Origin of the sequence: Clostridium sp., assembly GCF_036646415.1 — a bacterium.
Classification (GTDB): domain Bacteria; phylum Bacillota; class Clostridia; order Clostridiales; family Clostridiaceae; genus Clostridium_J.
On the sequence record NZ_JAVXMF010000038.1, the window covers coordinates 1 to 19,069 of the forward strand.

A 19,069-nucleotide genomic window follows, 5' to 3' on the forward strand; every position below is an offset into this window, starting at 1 on the left:
TAAGGTATATTTTGGATAATAGGGAGATACATTTGTATCCCCCTTATTTTTTTTTTGTCATATTTGCCTACTAAAATTATACTCTAACTATTATATGTAAATTATGAAGAATTACACAAGGTTTAAATGATTAACTTAAATTCTTGGTATAAATGTAATTAAGACTTATATACATGAAACTATATTACTATTTATGTAATAAAAGTATTATGATACATAAAATGAGGTATAATTAGGGTATAAAATAGGGGGGGATTTATATGTTAACTATATTAACAGTTTTAAATGTCGTAGCAATTATTGCAGTAGTTATTTATATTGGGAAAAATATTTTGTGTAACTACAAACTATCAGATAGTACTTTTAAAAATACATGTATAGGCATGCTACTATGTGTTACAGCTTGGTGTGCATTTCAAGGTACATATATTGGGATGATATCAAATCAAGCTGAAGATTTATTAGAGTATAACATGTCTCAAACTGTAACGGAAGAAGAAAAGGCCCGCCTAGAGTTGGAAAAAGAAGCCATTGAATTAAATAAAAAGTCAGTTGAAAAATATACTATAGTTACTTATATTGCCTTTGCAATAGTGATAGTTACACAGAAAAGTATAGATAAAAAAAGAAATAATACACCTACAACTAGTAAGTGGGATTTATCCAAATATAAATAAAGAAGATAATAAATTAACATGCAATTATGTATATAAGTAAACTAATGGAAATACCGTATTATTCAAAAGTAATATGCGGTATTTTTAGGTGTGCAATTAAATAAATAGTTAAGCTGTAGAAAAGAGAAATAAATAAGAGACACTAAAGTGCCTCTTATTTAATAAATACCTCTCCATTACCAATTATTACAATTCTATAGTTAGGTTTTAGAGGTAGTAAATTGTATGATAATGAATTAGGACCTAAACGTATAGATTGTATTATAACTAGATCTTCATCAAAAATATTCACAAAAACACTGTCGGTATAGGAAACATTTTGAACATTGTAAGTATCATTTGGTGAAATATTAAAATCAGTTGCTTTATAAACACCTTCTTTAAACACGTTAACAGCATATGCAGGTATTGTCCCAATCATATTAAATGCTAAACATAATATAATTGCCAATGTAATAGTAAGTTTTTTCATTATACAACCACCTTTCATATATATTTTACGTAATATATACATTATTATACCTAGGCTATTTTTAGTAATATTAAAAATCATGTATAATAGATTTAAATATTAAAATATAAAAGATAAAAGATTATCATAGTAGGGGGATTTAAATATGGAAGGAATAATAAAAACTAAAGTAGAAAAATATACTTTAAGATTTGCACAAGAAAAGGATGTACCACTAATTCTGCAATTTATAAAGGAACTTGCTGATTATGAGAAACTTTTACATGAGGTTGTTGCCACAGAGGAGACTCTAAAAGAATCTTTATTTGTACGTAAGGCAGCACAGGTTGTAATTGGTGAGTATGAAGGAACTCCTGTGAGTTTTGCACTATTTTTTCACAATTTTTCAACATTTACTGGAAAGCCAGGTTTATATTTAGAGGATCTATATGTTCAACCTGAAATGAGAGGAAGAGGTCTTGGAAAAATTCTTCTTGCTTTCTTAGCAAATTTAGCAGTGGAAAGAGAGTGTGGAAGATTTGAATGGTGGTGTATAGATTGGAATGAGCCATCAATAAAATTCTATAAACAGCTTGGAGCAATACCTATGGATGAGTGGACTGTATATAGAGTATGTGATAAGGCTTTAACTGATTTAGCATTACAGTTTAAATAGTAAGCAGAAATATATGAAAGAGGGGACTGTGTCAAAATTGAACATATTTTAAGTGTGTATTTGATTTTGAGGCAGTCCTTCATTATATTTGAAACAAATTTATACAAAATTGAAAAAATTCAGAAAAAACTATTGACAGGATTTATAAAAAGTAGTTATAATAAAGGAGTGCTAGAAATTGGTAATAATAAGTAAGTTTACCATTACTACAAATGTTCCTTTTGTAATGAGTTAAGAGGAGTAAAAAGACTTAAACAAGTTAAATGAAATTTAAGTTAGCACAGTATTAAGAATAAAGATTAATTAAATTAGAAAGTAAAGGAGGTAGGAATATGTTAAGTAATAATAATGTTATACGTGTCAGATTCATGTTTAATAATGGCAATAATACACATGCCAGTAATTATAGTTTATTACAACTTAATATTAATAACATTGCCCTGCCTCAAAATATAGGTTTTTAAAAGACTATTTTAATAACTATTTTGTGAGAAAAGTCCTAGGGTAACCAAGGACTTTTTATATATTTATCCAGGTTTATAAGTAAATGTTGCAACTATATAATGGTAAACGTTAAATAGTTATAACATTATATAAGCCTAGAGATAAGTTTTAACTCTTAATGAGATTAACTATCATTAAGTATTATTCACGCTATAGTAGAAGTAAGTCATAATCCTATACCAGCGAGGTATAAGATTATGACTTTTTTCTTTTATAGAGTAAAAAATTAAAGACACCAGAGTTTTACAGAGAGTAATCTATTCAATTAAAAGGAACAAGGAGGAATTATCATGCCAAGGTATATAAAAATAAGGAACAAGGTAACCAATAACAATTGGGATTCCGCTAAATAGTTTATTACATGCATCTTTTAAAGTAGATGAAATAATAATGACGATTTTAAAAGAGATACTCAAAGAAAATAAAGCAATGACAATTTAAAATACTGTCATAACAAGGAGGGATTTACTTGAAAAAAATCTTAAACTATGTAAAAAGTCACAAGTTAGTAACCTTATTTGGTACTATTTCAATGGTGATGGTAATTTGTGCAGATTTGACAATGCCATATATCACCGGAGTTTTTATTGATGATGTATTAACGGGGAAAAAATATGAATTAATATCTTTAATTTTATGGACCATAGTTGGAATAACAGTGGTTAAGTTTATATTTGGATATTTAAAGGAATACTTATTTGATTATTTAGGTATTGAAGTGTCTAAGGGGGTTAAGGAAACTCTTTTTAAACACATAGAAGGTTTATCATTTTCCTATTTTGATAAAGTTAACACAGGAGAATTAATGTCTAGAGTTGGTGAGGATGCAGATAACATTTTAGATCTCATGGGATTTGGACTTAGACTATGTATTGAAAATGTTATATATTTTCTAATTGCATCGGTACTGCTTTTAAAAATAAGCTTACCACTTACATTAGTTGCACTATCTACAATGCCATTCATTGCTTATATCACAATGAAATCTGAGAAAAAGATGGATGATGTCTATGATAGAATCAGTGATCATATTGCAGAATTAAACACTACAGCCCAGGAAAATATTGCAGGAGTTAAACTGGTAAAAGCCTTTGGAAGAGAGAAACATGAGATTCTGAAGTTTTTAAAATATAACTCCAAAAACTACGATTTACAAATGGAACACACAAGTATATGGATTAAATTCTTCCCACTAGAGGAGTTCTTAGGAAACCTTTCTGTGGTACTAGTAACCTGTATTGGAGGAATTCTGGTAATATACAATAAGATATCTATAGGACAATTAGTTGCATTTACAAGTTATCTATGGATGTTAATTTGGCCTATGAGAGAGTTGGGATGGCTTATAAATTTAATGTCTAGAAGTAAAGCTTCCATAGGAAAAATAGATAAAATATTAGCCGTAGATACAACAATTTCTAATAGCAAAGATGCTATAGTACCGAAGGAAATTAAAGGAGAAATTTCTTTTAAGAATGTATCCTTTATGTATGATGAGAAAAATGTACTTGAAAATATTAATCTTAATATCAAGGCTGGAACAACTGTGGCAATCATGGGAACCACAGGATCAGGTAAATCTACATTAATGGGACTTTTAGGACGTAACTATGATGCTACAGAAGGTGTTATTGAAGTAGATGGAGTTGATGTTAAAAATCTTGATGTTAAATCATTAAGAGATAGTATTTCTATAGTACCTCAAGATTCTTTCCTATTTTCAGATACCATTGAAAGCAACTTAAGATATGGTAAGAATAATGCTACAAGAGAAGAGATGGAAGAAGCTGTTGAACTTGCTTGTGCTAAGGAATTTGTAGATGCATTAGAGGAAGGATACGGAACACTAATTGGAGAAAGAGGACTTGGATTATCTGGTGGACAAAAACAAAGATTATGTATTGCTAGATCTCTACTAAGAGAAAGTAAAATACTAATTTTAGATGACTCCACTTCAGCTTTGGATATGGAAACAGAATATGAATTATTAAGAAATCTATATCATGGAGAAATAAAGAAAACTACCTTCATCATAGCACATAGAATATCAGCAGTAAAAAATGCTGACTTGATTTTGTACATGGAGGATGGAAGAATAGTTGAACAAGGAAACCATGAGTCATTACTTGACAAAGAAGGTAAATACTTTGAGATTTATCAAACTCAATTTAAGGATTTCTTAGAACTATCAGGAGATGAAGTTGCTAACTTCTAGTAGGTAGTGGTGGATTTATCTATATAGATTATATAAAGGACTATGGTTTAATATGCTGTTTAGTCATAATAATTGAGTTATAACTAACAGTTATTAAGCCATACACATTAAAAAGAAAAGAGGTGCTATAATGGCAAAAAACACTGTAAATCAAGATGAAAAAGTTGTAACCCTTAAGGGAAAAGATATATTTAGAAGACTTATTGCATATTTAAAGCCTTACAGGCTTAAGGTTTGTTTAATACTATTATTGATGCTAGTTGTAATGGGAGTTGGACTTTTGAGTCCCTTACTTTTAAAGGTTGCTATTGATGATTATATAGAAGCAAAAGATGTTGTTGGACTTGTAGGAATAAGTGTGGGACTTGTAGTTATGAATCTAATTGGGATGTATGCCAGTAAGTTTTCCACCTACAATATGAATAAAACTACCCATAGCATACTACGAACAATAAGACAGGAACTTTATGAGCATATACAAAAGCTGTCCTTTTCATTCTTTGATGATAGACCAGTTGGAAAGATTTTGGCTAGAGTTGTGGGAGATGTAAACTCTCTTTCAGAGTTGTTTAACAAGTCTGTTACAACTTTAATTCCCCAAGCTCTTACAATGGTTTCAGTAGGGGTAATCATTTTTTCAATGAACGCAAAGTTAGCTTTAGTTTCAATACTTACCTTGCCAGTTTTATTTGCAGCTTTGTTTATTATACAAACACAATCAAGGAAGAGATGGCAAAACTTTAGACAAAAACGTTCTAACTTAAATGGTTTTACCCATGAAGCTTTTTCAGGGATGAAAATCATACAAAACTTCACCTTTGAAGGGGAAACCACAAAGAAGTTTAATAATACTGTAGGTGAGGTTAGAGATGGATTCTTAAATGCAGTTAAGCTTAATGACTGGTTATGGCCACTAGTTGAGATATCATTTGGAGCAAGTACTCTAATTGTATTTTTAGTTGGAGCAAACTTAACTAGAACTGGAGAAATTTCAATAGGAACTATTACTGCATTTATAGCTTATACAACTATGTTCTGGAGGCCAATATTAAACCTTTCATCCTACTATAATATTTTAATAACTAACTTTGCAGCAGCAGAGAGAATTTTTGAAATTATGGATGTGGTTCCAACTATAAGTGACATCGAAGGTAGTGAAGATATGCCAACAATTAGAGGAACTGTTGAGTTTAAGAATGTTTCTTTTGAATATGAGAAGGATATCCAGGTACTTCACCATGTGAACTTTAAAATTAAGCCAGGGGAAAACATAGCACTTGTTGGACCAACAGGAGCAGGAAAAACTACTATAACAAGTTTGATAAGTAGATTCTATGATTCCACTGAAGGCGAAGTTTTAATTGATGGAAAGAATGTATCAAAGGTTAATCTTTACTCTCTAAGAAGTCAAATGGGAGTAATGCTTCAAGATACATTCCTATTTTCACAAAGCATTAAAGAGAATATTAGATATGGTAAATTAGATGCCACAGATGAAGAAATCATAGCAGCAGCTAAGGCTGTTAACGCCCACGACTTTATCATGAAGCTTGAGAAGGGCTATGATACTGAGGTTAATGAAAGAGGCTCAAGATTATCAGTAGGTCAAAGACAGCTTATATCCTTCGCAAGGGCACTTCTTGCAAATCCAAGAATATTAATCCTTGACGAAGCTACATCAAACATTGATACTGCTACAGAAATACTTGTACAACAAGGAATTAATAAATTGCTACATGGCAGAACCTCCTTTGTAATTGCCCATAGACTTTCAACCATAAGAGATTGCGACAGAATTATGGTAGTAGATGGTGGACAAATCGTAGAAAGTGGAACACATGAAGAACTACTAAAACTAAAAGGCTTCTACTATAACCTTTATATGGCACAATACAGATTCCTAAATGAGGGGGCATAAGGGACACTCCAAATCTTTGATTTGGGTAGTGGAGATTACTCATTGGAATAACGTGAGAAGGCGTTTCCTTTAGAGGAAAGCAAGAAAATCAATTTACAAAGCACTTCATAATATAGACTGCATATTATACGTAGTCTATATATGAAGTGGGGTTATTCCAACTTGGATGTGTTCTTATAAAAATACTTTTGATGGAACAGCACCTTATGAGGGTGATATAAAAATTAAATAGGGGGAAATAAATATGAATAATTATGTTATTGAGAAAAGCACAGGGGAAGAATGTGATTTAGTTGATAATGGGATAGTTGAATATAATATATCTAAAGTTCCTTTTACGCAAGAACCATCTTTTGTCGCAATTAATAGAGTTCTAAAAGATTTAAATGGAAATGTTTTAGCAGGAATAAATACTCTGCTATATTGTTGGAATTGCCTGTATATTGATGTTCTGTGGGTTAAAGAGGAGTTTAGGCAGGAAGGGTATGGTTCAGCTATTTTAGTGGAAGTGGAGAAAATTGCAAAAGAAAAAGGGTGCAAATTAATTCATTTAGATACCTTTGATTTTCAGGCAAAGGATTTTTATCTTAAACATGGATATGAAATTTTTGGTGTATTAGATGATTGCCCTTTGGAACATAAACGATATTATATGAAAAAGAGTGTATAGTTCAACATATTATTAAAGTGTAATTATTTCCAGTAGAAAATAGGAGGCTGATTTATGTATATAGATAAAATTACAGTGAAGGAAACTGGGAATGAGGATTTACAAAATGTAATGGAGTTATGGAATAATGGAGAAGTTATGTTTTATGTTGGATTTCCAAATGGTTTGGGAACAGATTTGGACAACTTATTTGGAAATAACAAAGGATAGTTGGGATAAAAAATACGAGGAGTGAATTTTATGATTCTTAAGTTAGTTGAGCCAACCATTGAAATGGAAAAAGAATATATGGATTATATAGGTGAGTGGGAGAAACAAGAAGGGGAAATAGTCCCATATGCTTCAAGAAGAAATAATTATGACTATAAGACCTTAATAGAAAGGTGGAAAGAACAAAAAACAAGCAAAGTTAGAGATCTAGGATTTGTTCCAGCGACCTTATATTTTCTTGTTGATGATAATGATAAAAGAATTTACGGAGCTTTGCATATTAGACATGAATTAAATGAATTTTTACTAAAAGCAGGAGGCCATATTGGTTATGGAATTAGACCTTCCGAGCGTAAAAAAGGTTATGCCATCAAGATGCTTTCTCTATCATTAGAAATGGCAAAAGAGTTAGGAATAAAAAAGGCATTGATTACATGTGATAAGGATAATGTAGGGTCAGCAAAAACTATAATAAATAATGGTGGAATATTAAAGAATGAAGTTATTCATGATGGAGAAGTAGTTCAAAGATATTGGATAAACATCTAATAATAAATTTTTTAGTAATTGTTCGTAGATTAGAGTGAAAAAAGTTTTAATTATGAGGGAATAGTTGTTTATATTTTGCAAGAAATGGATTTGAGGTAACTGCAATTGAGTTAGTTGAAAAACATGCTATGCAAATTAAAGAAAAAATTAATTCTAAGATGTCCCTTGAAGTATTTCAAGGTAATGCAATGGATATATCTATGGTTGAAGATAAATCTTATGATATTGTATTATGATTTGGACCATTATATCATTTAGGAAAAATTGAAGATAGGATGAAATGTATAGAGGAAGTAAAACGAGTTTGTAAGGAGAGGTTTAAATGGGAAAAATATTATGTTTTATTTATGAAAGTATGGCAGACTTTGAAGTTACATTAGCTTGCCATATGTTAGGATGTCTCGAAGAAACAAAGATAATTAGTGTTGCTTATGAAAGAAATCCAATTAAAGCTTTATCACAACTTCAGTACATTCCTGATATAACAGTAAAAGAGGCTATTAAACTTGATGATATAGAGGGGTTAATTATACCCGGGGGAATAGAAAGAGATTGTAAAGAAGAATTAATAGAGCTAATTCAAAAATTGGACAGGGACAAAAAATTAATTTGTGCAATATGTGCTGCACCAGAGTTTTTAGCTAAAGCTGGTATACTAGATAATCATTCATACACTACAACCTTAGATCAAGATTATTTTAAGAATAATGGAATAGAGGATTGTTTTCCACGTAAGAATTATCTAGAAGAAAAAGTTGTAAAACATGAAAATATCATTACAGCTAAAGGTAGATCATTTGTAGATTTTGGTACGGAAATTTTAGAATATTTTAATTTGTTTGATGATGTTGAAGAAAAAGAAATGTATGGAAGGTCTTATAAAGGGTACTAATGAAAAAGGGGGAAATTGTTATGTTAGCACATAAAGGCACAGAAGAAGTAAATACAGACAGACTTTTACTAAGAAAATTTGCACTTGATGATGCATATGATATGTTTAAAAATTGGGCAAATGATAGTGAAGTAAGAAAATTTTTATCATGGAAACCACATGAAAATGTAGATGTTACTAAAGAAATCGTAGAGTTATGGGTTAACGAGTATGAGGATAATAATATATATGATTGGGCTATTGAGTTAAAAGAGATTGGAGAAGTAATTGGTCAAATTTCCGTAGTTAGGTTGGATGAGAAGAACTACTCTTGTGAAATAGGATATAACATATCAAGATACTACTGGAACAAGGGGATAAGCAGTGAAGCATTGAAATCGGTAATTGATTATTTGTTTTCTCAGGTTGGTTTTAATCGAATAGAGGCAAGGCATGATACAAATAATGGTGCTTCGGGAAAAGTTATGATTAAAAGTGGAATGCATCATGAGGGAACCTTAAGAAAAGTTAAACTTCGTGATAACAAAGAATTTTATGATCTAGCTGTATATTCAATTTTAAAAGAGGACTGGATAAATAGCAAGGAAAGTTAAAATGGTTGAGATTACCAGAAAATATTAAGAAAAGTAAAGAACTATAAGTTCTATAACAGAGGGGAAATTATGACGGTATATAAAGTTAGAAATTATGAATTTAAAAAAGTTTCAGATAATGATGTTGAGGATATGCTTACATGGAAATATGAAGGGATTTATTCATTCTTTGATAATGACTTTTCCAAAGGCAAGATAAATTATATTAAAAGTTTTCCTGCGGATAATAATGTATATGCAATTTATAATGAAGAAAACATGCTAGTAGGAAACTGTGCTCTTTATCTTAATGATAAAGTTACTTTTTCAATTCAAATGAGACCAAGCCTAACGAGTAAAGGTATGGGGAAAGAATTTTTAGAAGCCATTTTAGCATTTGTTAAGGAAAAGTATAAATTGAAAAACATAGGGCTTTCTGTGCTTAAATTTAATGAAAGAGCAATAAGACTTTATAAAAGTCTAGATTTTAAAGTTGTTAATGAATTCATTGGGAAAACAGTTAAGGGTGAAATGGAATTTATAACTATGGAAAAAGAGTTGTAGAGACTCATATTAAAGAAAAAATAAAACTGTACAAGATATTAAAAGGAGTGATACTAAATGGAAAATGGTGATATTGCCCAAGAAATGAAAATAAATAAATCATGTTTTGACATATTTCCAGAATTGGAATCTGAAAGATTGATATATAGGGAAGTAAATGCAGAGGATGTAGAAGATATATTTAAAATTTATAGTGATCCTCAGGTTGCTAAATATGATTGGTATAGACCAATTTCTACTAAGAATGATGCACTTTCTATAATAAATCGTTATGGGGAAGAATTTCAGGATAAAGAAGAAATTACGTGGGGGGTGGCAAGAAAGAGTGATAATAAGATCATTGGTTATTGCTGTTTAGGTGATTTTGATGATGATTCAATAAGAAGTGAGATTGGGTATGGCTTTAATCGTGATGAATGGAATAAGGGATATGCAACAGAAACTATAAAGGTTTTAGTGAAATTTGGATTTGAGATTATGGAACTTAATAGGATAGAAGCACAGGTAACACTTGGTAATGATGCTTCCGTAAAAGCTTTAAAAAAAGCTAACTTTCTTCAAGAGGGTATTGTTAGAGAAAGAACCATTATGAAGGGCGAGTTTGTGGATGATGTTATATTAGCTATAATCAAGAAAGATTATAGTCAATTACATTAAGAATGAATATGAAGTTTTTGGAATTTTAGAGGATAGTCCTAAGGGTCATAGAGAATATTTCTTAACAAAAAGGCTGTTGGAGTAATTATTTAGATAAAAGGCGGTGTTAATATGTATACAAAAAATGAAATCATACAAATTGCAAAAGCTCAGTTAGCTTTGGACTATAACTGTGAAATATCTGATTTTGAAAAAGAAGAGAATACAGTAGTTGAAAATAACCTTATTGAAGGTAGAAGAATTTATGATAGTGATGGATGTGCTTTAAAAATATTATGTTTTGGAAACAAAGCAATTATCAGTACATCACCGGAAATGATGCCATGGTTTGAAGAAAAGCTTCTAAATACAAATGCTTCATGGCTCTTTGAATATCCAAAGTTACGATCAATTGATAAAAAAATTCAAGAGTTTGGACATGAAATAGCAGATATTCACCATTATTATCTACCGAATCCAAAGGTTGCAGACCTGGAACCTATTACAAATATAAAATGGTATGAGCAAGAAGAAATTTTACAGTTTGAGGATGATGAGAGATTTGGAGAAGCTTTTGCTTTTGATGAAAATCATCCAGATATGATTGCAGTAGCAGCTTTGGATGGAGAAGAAATAATTGGTATGGCAGGTGCTAGTTCTGATGGTGATAAAATGTGGCAAGTTGGCGTTGATATTTTGCCAGAGCATAGGGGCAAAGGTATAGGAACAAACTTAGTTACACTTTTAAAAAATGAGATTTTAAAACGAGGAAAGATACCGTTTTATGGTACGGTGGAATCTCATTTTCATTCACAGAATATTGCTATAAATTCTGGGTTTTTTCCAGCATGGGCAGAGCTTTATTCACAAGATAATGAAAACTAAGGATAATAAGTGTTAATATTTTTTTCAATAAAGGACTGTAAATATTTAAATATGTGCATATGCACATAAGTAAAATTTTAACGAGGTAAAAGGCAGAAAAACTTTACACATTCTAATGTATATAAGTATGTGTAAAGTGTGCAATAGTTGGAAACTATGATGTAAAGATTAATTATATTAGTGAGGTAAAGCATATGGAATGTAGGAAGCTACAAACTAAAGAAATCAATAGACAGTTATTTGAAAAATTTGAGCGTCATCAAAAGGTGACAAAATGTTGGAGAAAAATATATGGGGAGTGGATTCTTAAAGATGTGCCATTCATAGATAAGTGGAGTGAGGAAGACTATAATCAACTCATAGAAGGTTTGAAAAACACATTAAAAACAGATGGTATAGTATATGGTGCATTTTCAAATGATACGTTGAAAGGATTTGTAGGAGTAGAAAATGGATTTATAGGCAAAAATCAAGAATATTTTGACCTTTCAAATATTCATGTGTCCGAAGATATGAGAGGTAATGGTGTTGGAAAAAGACTTTTTCAGATGGCTGCTCAATGGGCGAAAACTCATGGTGCAAAAAAACTATATATTTCCGCGCACTCTTCTGTGGAATCACAGGCATTTTACAAGGCAATGGGGTGTACTGAAGCATTGGAATATAATCAAAAGCATGTTGAAAAAGAGCCATGTGACTGTCAGCTGGAATATGCTCTGTAAGTGTTTTAGAGGGAAATATGGTAATTAAATTGCAGAGAAACATATTGAAATAACAATGGGGAGAAGGTTAATTAAATCCAATATATTTTGAGAGGTGTTATAATATGAAGGTTTGTATTTTAATGGGAAGTCCTAGGCTCAATGGAAACACATCAGAATTGTTGAAACCATTTATTGAAGAATTAGAAGTAAATGGGGCACAGGTGGTATATGTTACACTTGCAGACAAACATATTTCTTCTTGTCGTGGCTGTTATGCTTGTCAGAATGTAACAGGTGAATATGGTTGTAAGCAAAATGATGACATGCAGGATATTGTTTTGAAAATACTTCAATCAGATTGTTTTGTTTTAGCAACTCCTATTTACACATGGTATTGTCCAGCTGAAATGAAGGCAATGCTTGATCGTTTTTATGGAATGAACAAGTTTTATGGCAGTGGTAAAGGTTCACTTTGGGAGGGAAAAAAATGTGCAATCATTGCAACCCACGGATATGATGTGAAATACGCAGCTGAACCATTTGAAACGGGGATAAAGCATCTTTGTGAACATTCAAAGTTAAATTATTTAGGTATGTATTCCGCTAGAGATGAGGATAACAAAGCATCATTTCAAACTGTGGAAGCGGTTAATGGTGCTAAGGAGTTTGCACGAAGGCTCCTTGGTAAACAGAATTCTTAGCTTCAGGTAGAATTTTGACTCCATATGAAAGTTATTAACGTTAGATTTATTATAGAAGCTAACGTATAATTCAGTAAAAATACATGGCTAGAGTTAATAATTAAGTGTTCTGACGAAGAATGTATAGGTATTGCGAACTAATTAAGAAAATATGATCTTTGAAAATTGAATAATACGGTATGGAAATATATGTTATAATTAATTTATAATAGTATTAAAGTGTAAATTCAAGAATCTGTTGAATTAAATGAAAGGAGAAAATATGAGAGCTAATAGAGTGAAAGCCCTAGAAAACATTTTCAATAAAACCATAGCATCAAAGCAAATACATGAGTGCGTGTTATTTGTAGAAGATGCAAGTGGAAATTTTTCATATAAAAATGGATATGGTGGTAGGGATTTAGATTCCCCATTACTTATGGCAAGTATTACAAAGTTATTCACTACTACTTGTATCTTAGCTTTGCAAGAGCGAGGACGGTTATGTCTTAATGATAAAGTTTCAGATTATTTTGATGATGATATAATGAGTAGTCTTCATATCTATGATGGGAATGAGTATTCATATGAATTAACTATATCAGATTTGTTGTTTCAAATAAGTGGTTTACCTGATAAATTTGAAGAAGGAAATGAGAGTGTTAGCAGTCTTTCCATTAGTAAAGATTCATATATTAGTTTTAAGGAATATGTTAAATGGGTAAAAAGCTTAAAACCTCATTTTGTACCAAGAACAGAACATAAGGCATTTTATGCAAATATTAATTTTGATATGCTTGGAGAAATAATAGAAAAGGTTACTAATTTACCATTAGAACGAGCGTACAAACAACTGATATTTGAACCATTAGGAATGACTAGAACATATCTTCCTACAAGAGAAGAAGATTTTATACCTAACATTTATTATAAGGATAAGATTATTCATTTACCTAAAACTGTAATAAGTAGTAGGGCAAGCGGGGGATGTATTACTACAGCTCATGAGTTGATGATATTTATTAAAGCTTTTTTTGGAGGAAAATTGTTTAGTAAAAGCACTTTTGATGAACTATCAATATATAATAAACTTCAAGTTTCCAAAGGACCTATTTTCTATGGTGGTGGTTATATGCAGATACCCTTGGATGGACTGACCACATTTTTTATGGGTAAGGGTGAGTTGATTGGTCATTCTGGTTCAACAGGTTCATTCGCTTTTTACTATCCACTTAAAGATTTGTTTATTGTTGGAGATGTTAATCAGATGGCAAACCCCGCACTTCCTATCAGATTAATAATTAAGCTTGCAATGATGATAAAATAAAAAATATATTATAGAAATACCGTATTATTTAAAAATATGCGGTATTTTTTAGTTCGCAATTCAATTAGAATATGCGGTATTTTTATTGCGAAATTCAAGGGAATAATGTTTTAAATAAGTACGGAAATTACATTTATACTTTGTGAAGAGTTTGAAGTAGTTTGAAAATAAGAATTCCAAGAGATAAGTATATTATTTTGAAATTTAATTATGAGATATTAAGAAAGTAGGGAGAATTAGTTTGGGTAGCAAGAAAAGTATAATCTCAATTTATAGGACTATGTTATAAAGTGGATAATGTGTTAAAGTTAGTAATTGGAAATTTTAAAATGAATGACTTTACTGATATAAATGTTTTAATGAACGAGGTACATACGTTACATGTAGATAAGAGGTATCTATATGGCTGTGTAGGAGCATTTGCGACAGTATTTACTCAGGACCAGAGAAGGACAATATAGTTAATTTAAAAGCTAGAGGTGGGGTGATAAAATGTTAAATTACTCTTATGAAGAAATAAAAATCATACTTGTAGAAATATTTAAAGAAAATAATTTCACTATTAAACCAGTAGGTAATCATAATCTTAAAAGACATTTGGTTTATAAAATAACCTTAGAAAGTGGAAAAAAGTATATATTTAAGCTTTATTATATAGATAGACGTAGGGCCAGAGAAATTGCAACGCTGAAACTTCTAGAAGGAAGTAGTGTAAAATGCCCTAAAATATATGATTATGGAAATCTAGAAACAGGGGAGCAATGGCTAATTACAGAGTGCATTGAAGGGGAAATTTTAGATGGCGTAATGGATAAATTATCTGATGAAAATAAGGCGGATATTTTTCAGGCCATGGGAGAAGAACTTGGAAAGTTGCATTCATTTAAGCGTTTTAATTTTATTGGAAAGTGGGATGAAGATGGAATTCCTATAAATCCAGTTAAAGATTATAGAAAATATTTTATAAGTCGTAGTGAAGGAGACATACAAGATATTTACAATCAAAATTTACCGGATCAAGAAATCATAGGTGAGGCTATTGATAAAATTAGAAGTAATTATGAACTAATAAATAGTGAAATTCAGCCAAGGCTTGTTCATGGAGATTTTGATGGTAGAAACATTTTAGTTAGAAGAAATAATGATAGCTATAAGATATGTGGAATAATTGATTTTGAAGGAGCTTATCCAAGGAATGTAGAACAAGATTTTAGCAGTTTGTATTATAGATATCTTTTAGAAGATAAGGAATTAGAAACTTCATTTTTAAAAGGATATAACAAATATTTAGGTATTGATAAGGGGTTTAAGGAAAGGCTATATGTTTACTTATTAACTTTTGGAGTAGGAAACTGTAGTTGGGCATATGTACAAGCACCAGATTATTATTATGGAAATGTTGAGTTTCTAAGACGGTTAATTAAATAGATAATAAATGTTTACTCAGGATGTTAGATCATCTTCTAGTGGGATTTCTGCAAGAGTAAATGTAAATTTTAACAATCTGGGTTGTTGAAAAAAATTTCACATAGGTTATAAAATTGCTGGTTTAGAGAGGTTTGTGAAGAGGCAGAAAAATGTAGCTCATAGTAACTAAGAAAGTATTATACATATTAAATTTATAGGAGAGAATTATGAAAATAATAGATGTTCTAAATCAAGAATGGGATTGTAAATGTATAGGTTGTTCTATAGGGAATGGGGAAATGATACCACCTGGAGGAATCCTAATTAATACAAATAACTTTGTTCTTCACCAAGACCCAGAAATTCCTATTAAAGCATTCTTAATAATTGCTTCAAAGAAACATATTAAATCAATATCTGAACTTAATTACGAGGAGTCACAAGAACTATTTGATTTAGTTTATAGAGGAAGAATGGCACTAAAAAGTATAGAAGGAATTAAAGAAGTAAGTGTAATTCAAGAAGAACGATCAGGTCATTTTCATATGTGGCTGTTACCTAGGTATGAATGGATGGATAAAAAGTTTGAAAATTCACTATCTGCCATTCGTAATATTCTTCGTTATGCAAGAAGTCATCAAAAAACAGAAGAAAATATTGCTGATATATTATTAACCGTAAATAGGATAAAAAGTATTTTAAAGTATGAAAATGAGTAATGGGTAAATTAGAAATAAACATATTGAAATAATAGATAATTAATGGGGGATAATCATGGAAAAGAATTTAATGATGAGGATTTTGATAAGTGGATGGAATATCATCTTGAAACTTGCAAAGAAGAAAGTTTACTTGGATATAGTCAACATGGACTATTTATAGGAAGGGTTTAATCTAAAGATATTAGAGGATTTATAAATATATTAACCAATATAAAAACTAAGGAGGAATATTATGTTTAAAGTTAATTCATTAATACCAGAGTTATCTGTTTCAGACATAAATAATAGTGATGATATGGATTCTATTATAAAGAAAAATTAAATTGGTAGGAGTAGATAAAATGAATAAAATATTAGTGTTTATTTTTGATGGTATGACAGATTATGAGATAACATTTATTACTCACCTATTAAGTACAAGTGCTGATAAAGAAATAGTTACAATTGCATATGAAGATTAAATAATTAAAGGTCGCTCTGGCTTTTTATATAAACCATCAAAATTAATTAGTGAAGTATTAAATGAAGATGTAGATGGTTTAATAATTACAGGTGGATGGTATGGCGAGACTAAGTCTGAACTAATAGAATTAATTAATAATTTAAATTCAAAAGGAAAACTAATAAGTGCCATATGTGGTGCAGGAACAATATTCTTAGCAAAGTCAGGGGTGCTTCATAATGTTAAATACACTACTCCTGTTATTGAATGGAGTGAGAAACATATTGAAGTATTTGGAGAGAAGGACCCTTTCCCAAGAGAAAACTTCATTTCAGAAAGAGTGGTAAGAGATAGTAACATAATAACTGCCCAGGGGGCAGCTTTTGTTGACTTTGCAATAGAAATATGTGATTGGTTTAATTTATTTGAAGATCAAGAGGATAGGAATAATTTTTCTAAAAATATTAAGGGATTATAAATATACAATATTAAAATTGAGACATGCAGTTTTTAGTACGTTGTATAGTAAATAATGTGAGGATAAAATATGATCTTTGAAAAATGAATGGTACGTCATTTAAAACATACCATAATGTGAATAAAATGGTTTGAATTGTAGTTGTTAAATATGAAGAAAACAAAGGGGGGAATATAGATGTTTGAGTTCAAAGATTTTGATTACTTAACTGATGGTGAGATTGATTTAAAGATTGAAGAAAAAATACCAGCCAATGAAGAAAAAGGCTATGTACCTGCATATAAATATAGAATTACTCTACATGGTTCAGATGATAGTATAGGTGCTATTGATATACGAATCGGGTACAACGAAAATTTATATTATGGGGGGAATATTGGTTATAGAATTGAAGAAACTTATAGAGGAAATAATTATGCCTCAAAGGCTTGTAAAATTATCAAAAGCATAGCAATTGCACATGGAATGAATAGAATTATAATAACTTGCAATCCGAACAACTTCCCATCTCGAAAAACTTGTGAAAAAGCAGAGCTTAAACTTAAAGATATAGTAGATTTGCCCCCACATAATCAGTTGTATCAAGACGGGGAACGACAAGCGTGCATATATGAATGGCTTTAGAATAGTTATTGTTTCGATTAATTAGTATAAGGCGCAGCAACTATAGAATTAAATAGTTTCTTTTAATACCGCTCTATTCAAAATGAATTGCAGTATTTTAAATTATGGATCCAGATAGGTATTTATTAAGATTCGCTCAGGACTTAGGTGAAAGAGAATGTTAGATAAATTCAAATTAGGAGGAATGGAGAGTAATTTATAATTTGTGATTTTAAGGAAATAGTAGAGTAACAATTTGCAAGGGGGAGTAATTTTGTTTGAAAATATTATTTGGGATTTTGATGGTACTTTATTTGATACATACCCAGCTATGATATATGCTTTTAAAATGGCATTAGGTGATAATGGGGTAGAAGTAAGTGAAGAAGAAATTATAAAGTATATGAAGGTATCAGTAACAAATGCTATAAATCACTTTAAGGAAATTTATTCTTTGAGTGATGAATTTATTGAAGGGTTTTTATATTATGAAAAAAATATTGAAGCAGATAAAGTTAAGCCATTTCTATTTGCTAAGGAAATATGTATTGATTTTAAAAAAAATGGAGGAAGAAATTTCATATTAACACATAGAGGGAATTCAACTCTTAAATTTTTAAAATATTATGGTATGCTTGATTGTTTTGATGAAATAGTAACAAAACATAATTGCTTTAAGCGAAAACCGGATCCGGAAGGATTTGATTACTTAATTAAAAAATATAATATGAGTAATGATAGAGTATTAGCTGTTGGAGATAGAGAATGTGACGTATTAGCTGGAAAAAAATCAAATATAAAAATTTGCCTTTATAATACAAATATTATCGAACTAAATGAAAAATGCGATTATACAATTGAGTCTTTATCAGAATTACGGGAGATTATTTTCAGAAAAGACATGATAATCTAACATAGCAATTAGAGGATGCTGATAAAATAATAAAAAATTAAATATATAGACTTAAGAAAATTCTCAATATTCATACATGAATTCAAAGAACTTATTTTAATGGAGTATGATTAGAATAGATTTATTAGGCTATGGAAAGGACTAAATCGTTAAGAAATACAACTTGTTTAAGCGCATGCGAGTTGTTGTATTTTAGATTTTGGCATTACCAGAGCCTTTAGTAAATCAAGGTTCTTAAACGGTTTAGCGAAGATAATATGAAGGCTTTATCAACATAGATTTAAAACATAGCCATTTGTTAAAGTAATGGATATAAGCAGGAGGGGATTAAATGAATTTAATAAAGCCTTTAGGGCTAAAAAAAGGAGACAAGG

At 30.3% G+C, this 19,069-nt stretch carries 23 protein-coding genes and 1 pseudogene; 23 read left to right on the forward strand and 1 reads right to left on the reverse strand.

What is annotated here, in order from left to right; genetic code table 11:
- The first annotated feature begins 260 nt into the window (after positions 1-260).
- Positions 261-677, forward strand: coding sequence for a hypothetical protein (locus RSD37_RS15580; protein WP_346947657.1), 417 nt, complete (start codon positions 261-263; stop codon positions 675-677).
- 154 nt (positions 678-831) lie between these two features.
- Here the strand turns inward: RSD37_RS15580 and RSD37_RS15585 are convergent, their stop codons facing one another.
- Positions 832-1,149 (reverse strand): hypothetical protein, encoded by a 318-nt coding sequence (locus tag RSD37_RS15585; protein WP_346947658.1) that lies wholly within the window; start codon positions 1,147-1,149, stop codon positions 832-834.
- A gap of 145 nt (positions 1,150-1,294) precedes the next feature.
- On the opposite strand from RSD37_RS15585, the gene RSD37_RS15590 reads away from it, so the two are divergent.
- From RSD37_RS15590 to RSD37_RS15695, 22 genes and pseudogenes are all read left to right on the forward strand, one after another.
- Complete coding sequence (locus RSD37_RS15590; protein WP_346947659.1) at positions 1,295-1,804, forward strand: GNAT family N-acetyltransferase; 510 nt, start codon at positions 1,295-1,297, stop codon at positions 1,802-1,804.
- Between the two features lie 973 nt (positions 1,805-2,777).
- Positions 2,778-4,523, forward strand: coding sequence for an ABC transporter ATP-binding protein (locus RSD37_RS15595; protein ID WP_346947660.1), 1,746 nt, complete (start codon positions 2,778-2,780; stop codon positions 4,521-4,523).
- Positions 4,524-4,653: 130 nt separating this feature from the next.
- Positions 4,654-6,441: an ABC transporter ATP-binding protein gene (locus RSD37_RS15600; protein ID WP_346947661.1), complete on the forward strand. Its 1,788-nt coding sequence runs from the start codon at positions 4,654-4,656 to the stop codon at positions 6,439-6,441.
- Positions 6,442-6,685: 244 nt separating this feature from the next.
- Positions 6,686-7,111, forward strand: coding sequence for a GNAT family N-acetyltransferase (locus RSD37_RS15605; protein ID WP_346947662.1), 426 nt, complete (start codon positions 6,686-6,688; stop codon positions 7,109-7,111).
- A 54-nt stretch (positions 7,112-7,165) separates the two neighbouring features.
- Positions 7,166-7,321: a hypothetical protein gene (locus tag RSD37_RS15610; protein ID WP_346947663.1), complete on the forward strand. Its 156-nt coding sequence runs from the start codon at positions 7,166-7,168 to the stop codon at positions 7,319-7,321.
- A gap of 30 nt (positions 7,322-7,351) precedes the next feature.
- Positions 7,352-7,870 (forward strand): GNAT family N-acetyltransferase, encoded by a 519-nt coding sequence (locus tag RSD37_RS15615; protein WP_346947664.1) that lies wholly within the window; start codon positions 7,352-7,354, stop codon positions 7,868-7,870.
- A 68-nt stretch (positions 7,871-7,938) separates the two neighbouring features.
- Positions 7,939-8,106, forward strand: a pseudogene (locus RSD37_RS15620) (methyltransferase domain-containing protein); the annotation flags it as partial.
- A gap of 86 nt (positions 8,107-8,192) precedes the next feature.
- Complete coding sequence (locus RSD37_RS15625; protein ID WP_346947665.1) at positions 8,193-8,762, forward strand: DJ-1/PfpI family protein; 570 nt, start codon at positions 8,193-8,195, stop codon at positions 8,760-8,762.
- A 20-nt stretch (positions 8,763-8,782) separates the two neighbouring features.
- Positions 8,783-9,355: a GNAT family protein gene (locus RSD37_RS15630; RefSeq protein ID WP_346947666.1), complete on the forward strand. Its 573-nt coding sequence runs from the start codon at positions 8,783-8,785 to the stop codon at positions 9,353-9,355.
- Positions 9,356-9,424: 69 nt separating this feature from the next.
- On the forward strand, positions 9,425-9,898 hold the full coding sequence (locus RSD37_RS15635; protein WP_346947667.1) for a GNAT family N-acetyltransferase: 474 nt from the start codon (positions 9,425-9,427) through the stop codon (positions 9,896-9,898).
- A 57-nt stretch (positions 9,899-9,955) separates the two neighbouring features.
- On the forward strand, positions 9,956-10,555 hold the full coding sequence (locus tag RSD37_RS15640) for a GNAT family protein (RefSeq protein ID WP_346947668.1): 600 nt from the start codon (positions 9,956-9,958) through the stop codon (positions 10,553-10,555).
- Between the two features lie 111 nt (positions 10,556-10,666).
- The gene (locus RSD37_RS15645) at positions 10,667-11,419 is read left to right on the forward strand and encodes a GNAT family N-acetyltransferase (RefSeq protein WP_346947669.1); all 753 of its coding nucleotides are present in this window, start codon (positions 10,667-10,669) and stop codon (positions 11,417-11,419) included.
- 194 nt (positions 11,420-11,613) lie between these two features.
- Positions 11,614-12,141, forward strand: a complete 528-nt coding sequence (locus RSD37_RS15650) for a GNAT family N-acetyltransferase (RefSeq protein ID WP_346947670.1) — start codon at positions 11,614-11,616, stop codon at positions 12,139-12,141.
- Positions 12,142-12,245: 104 nt separating this feature from the next.
- Entirely contained in the window at positions 12,246-12,824 is a 579-nt protein-coding gene (locus RSD37_RS15655) for a flavodoxin family protein (protein WP_346947671.1), read from the forward strand.
- A 262-nt stretch (positions 12,825-13,086) separates the two neighbouring features.
- Entirely contained in the window at positions 13,087-14,130 is a 1,044-nt protein-coding gene (locus tag RSD37_RS15660) for a serine hydrolase domain-containing protein (protein ID WP_346947672.1), read from the forward strand.
- Between the two features lie 299 nt (positions 14,131-14,429).
- Complete coding sequence (locus RSD37_RS15665) at positions 14,430-14,591, forward strand: hypothetical protein (RefSeq protein ID WP_346947673.1); 162 nt, start codon at positions 14,430-14,432, stop codon at positions 14,589-14,591.
- A 31-nt stretch (positions 14,592-14,622) separates the two neighbouring features.
- The gene (locus RSD37_RS15670) at positions 14,623-15,558 is read left to right on the forward strand and encodes an aminoglycoside phosphotransferase family protein (protein ID WP_346947674.1); all 936 of its coding nucleotides are present in this window, start codon (positions 14,623-14,625) and stop codon (positions 15,556-15,558) included.
- A gap of 206 nt (positions 15,559-15,764) precedes the next feature.
- Positions 15,765-16,256, forward strand: coding sequence for an HIT family hydrolase (locus tag RSD37_RS15675; RefSeq protein WP_346947675.1), 492 nt, complete (start codon positions 15,765-15,767; stop codon positions 16,254-16,256).
- Positions 16,257-16,298: 42 nt separating this feature from the next.
- Positions 16,299-16,430 carry a hypothetical protein gene (locus RSD37_RS15680; protein WP_346947676.1) on the forward strand — a complete coding sequence of 44 codons (132 nt, stop codon included), beginning with the start codon at positions 16,299-16,301 and terminating at the stop codon, positions 16,428-16,430.
- A 293-nt stretch (positions 16,431-16,723) separates the two neighbouring features.
- A complete protein-coding gene (locus RSD37_RS15685; RefSeq protein WP_346947679.1) occupies positions 16,724-17,179 on the forward strand; it encodes a DJ-1/PfpI family protein in 456 nt (151 codons plus the stop codon).
- Positions 17,180-17,356: 177 nt separating this feature from the next.
- Positions 17,357-17,803: a GNAT family N-acetyltransferase gene (locus tag RSD37_RS15690; RefSeq protein ID WP_346947677.1), complete on the forward strand. Its 447-nt coding sequence runs from the start codon at positions 17,357-17,359 to the stop codon at positions 17,801-17,803.
- Positions 17,804-18,056: 253 nt separating this feature from the next.
- Positions 18,057-18,695, forward strand: coding sequence for an HAD-IA family hydrolase (locus RSD37_RS15695; protein WP_346947678.1), 639 nt, complete (start codon positions 18,057-18,059; stop codon positions 18,693-18,695).
- Positions 18,696-19,069: the final 374 nt, after the last annotated feature.